This is a genomic window from Mycobacterium gordonae (assembly GCF_001417955.2).
Taxonomy (GTDB): domain Bacteria; phylum Actinomycetota; class Actinomycetes; order Mycobacteriales; family Mycobacteriaceae; genus Mycobacterium; species Mycobacterium gordonae_B.
Map to the genome: position 1 here is coordinate 1 of NZ_LKTM01000156.1, position 2,072 is coordinate 2,072.

1 protein-coding gene is annotated in these 2,072 nt (G+C 69.4%); it reads right to left on the minus strand.

What is annotated here, in order from left to right:
• Positions 1 to 561 precede the first annotated feature (561 nt).
• Positions 562 to 2,072, minus strand: a 1,511-nt coding sequence (locus tag AO501_RS13840) for an AAA family ATPase (RefSeq protein WP_156452547.1), incomplete at its 5' end; no start/stop codon positions are given.

The window sequence follows — 2,072 nt, forward strand, 5'->3', positions numbered from 1 at the left end:
ACACCCCCAGCCAACCAGACCCCCCGATCACCAGTCGAAAACAGCTGACCGCCCTACACCCTCAATTGCGAAGAGCCCCTAATCACTAATGACCGCCGGATCAGGACACGACCGATTGAATCTCGAATAGCTCTGCGGCACAAGCTCAAAGTCGTCCATCTGCACGGCGTGGTCGGAAACGCGCGGCCGTGGGATCAGCTGGTGCGGCTGGCCACTCGGTGGGACGCAATCGCGGCCCACGTGGATTCAACGCCCGACGGGCCGTGGTGGCTGTCCGTTCAGCAGTCTCGGACGCGGGTGATGCGATTTGAACCCGGCATAGTCGAGCGCTAAGACGACCCAATCCTATCGATTTGGCCGGAGACCCGTTCCGCCAGCAGGCCAAAAAGTATTGAGCGGCTACAGGTTCGGCCCTGGAAGGTGGCGGTCGCCGCGGGATTCCGCGGCTGGCTGCGGGCGCGGCTGCGCTCAGATTCATCACCTTCCCTATGCGACTCGCGTCCGGATATGGGTCGGCTTAGTCCACGTGGAGAATGTGTCGGCGACGGCAGTCGTCGTGTCCTACAACCCAAGTCCGCGATCGCCGTGCGCGATGTGGTGGTCTGAGGTGGTGAGGTTGTCGATGTGGGCGGCGGCTTCGGCGATGTCGCGCAGGCGGTCGACGATGTGGGTGCGCTGGCGTAGTAGTTCGATGGCTTGGTCGCGGGTGGTGCTGGTTGCGCTGGTGGTGGCGAGGTGGTGTTCGGCGCGTTCGATGGCGGTGCGCGGGGCCGGGTTGGGGTCGGGTTCGGGGATGCCGAGTTGGTGGGCGGCGGTGGAGTTGTGGTGAAGCGCGGCGAGCAGGGTATGTGCGGGTTGGTGGTGGTGGTCGCCGGTGGTGATGAGGATGAGTTTGGTGTTGGTGGCCGCAGCAGCGTTGGTGAGCCGGTGCAGGTTGTCGGTGCTGAGGTGGTCGGCGTCGTCGACGACGATCAGACTGCCCAGAGGCAGTTTCAGGGGCGTCTTGCCGAGTGTGGTGCGGGCGCTGTCGATGTGGCCGCTGGCGTCGGCGTAGCAGTGGTGGGCGGCGTAATCGCGGGCTGCCGGGCTGGCGGTCAGCGCGAGCACACGGTGATTCTGGTCGTGTGCGGTTGCCACGAGCGCGGCCAGGGCACCGTGCTTGTCGGCGCCGGGGTGTAGGTGCAGTGCTTGCACGGTGTGGATGTTGGCGGTGATCGCGGTGACGACGCGGCGGTGGGTGTCGTCGAGGTCGGCGAGCGCGGTCTCGGGTGGGTAGTAGAGGGCTGCGGGGCTGACGGTGCTGGCGGCCTGCAGGAAAGCGACCTCGGCGCGCACCGCGTCGAGGTCGGCGGCCAGATCGTAGGCGTGGGTGGGGCGCTGCGCCAGGGCGCGGGCCGCCGCGGCTTCAGCCCGGCAGAGCTGGTCATCCAGGGCGCGGGCCGCACAGCGGGCCTCGTTGAGGGTGGCGGTGTCGGTGGCCATGACTTCGGCGCGGCGGGTCTGGATGTGGTGTTCGGTGACGATGGCTGCGGGGCCGCCGGCGGCGTCGAGCAGGGCGGTGCGGGCGTCATCGAGGCGGGTGCGTGCGGTGTGCAGCGCAGCGGTGATGCGCGCGGTGTTTCCGGTGACCTGCTCGCGGTGGGCGCGGTAGCGGGCGGCGGCACTGTCGTCGGCGCGGCCGGTTGCCGCGGTGATGACCGCGTCGAGTTGGTCGAGCAGGGTGGCGTGCAGCGCGGCGGCGTCTTCGGCGTGCACCCACCGGGTGTGGGCGTGGGCCAGGGCCTGGTGCAGGGGCCGCTGTTGGTGGTGGCGGCGGCGCAGGTCGGCGAGTTCGGCGGCGGCGGCGTGTTCGGCGGGTCCACCAGCCCCGCCCAGGATGGCTTTTTCCAGCTGGCGTAGGTGGCGGTAGGCGGCGTCGCGGTCCGCGCGCAGAGCGGGGATGTCGGTGTGCTCGGCGCGCGCAGCCCCCGGGGGTCGGTGGTGGGGGAGGTCGTTGAAGTCCAGGCCGGCGAGGTCGTCCTCGGCGAAGCTGTAGGGGTAGTCGGTGGGGTCGGGTGGCGGCTCGCCCAGGT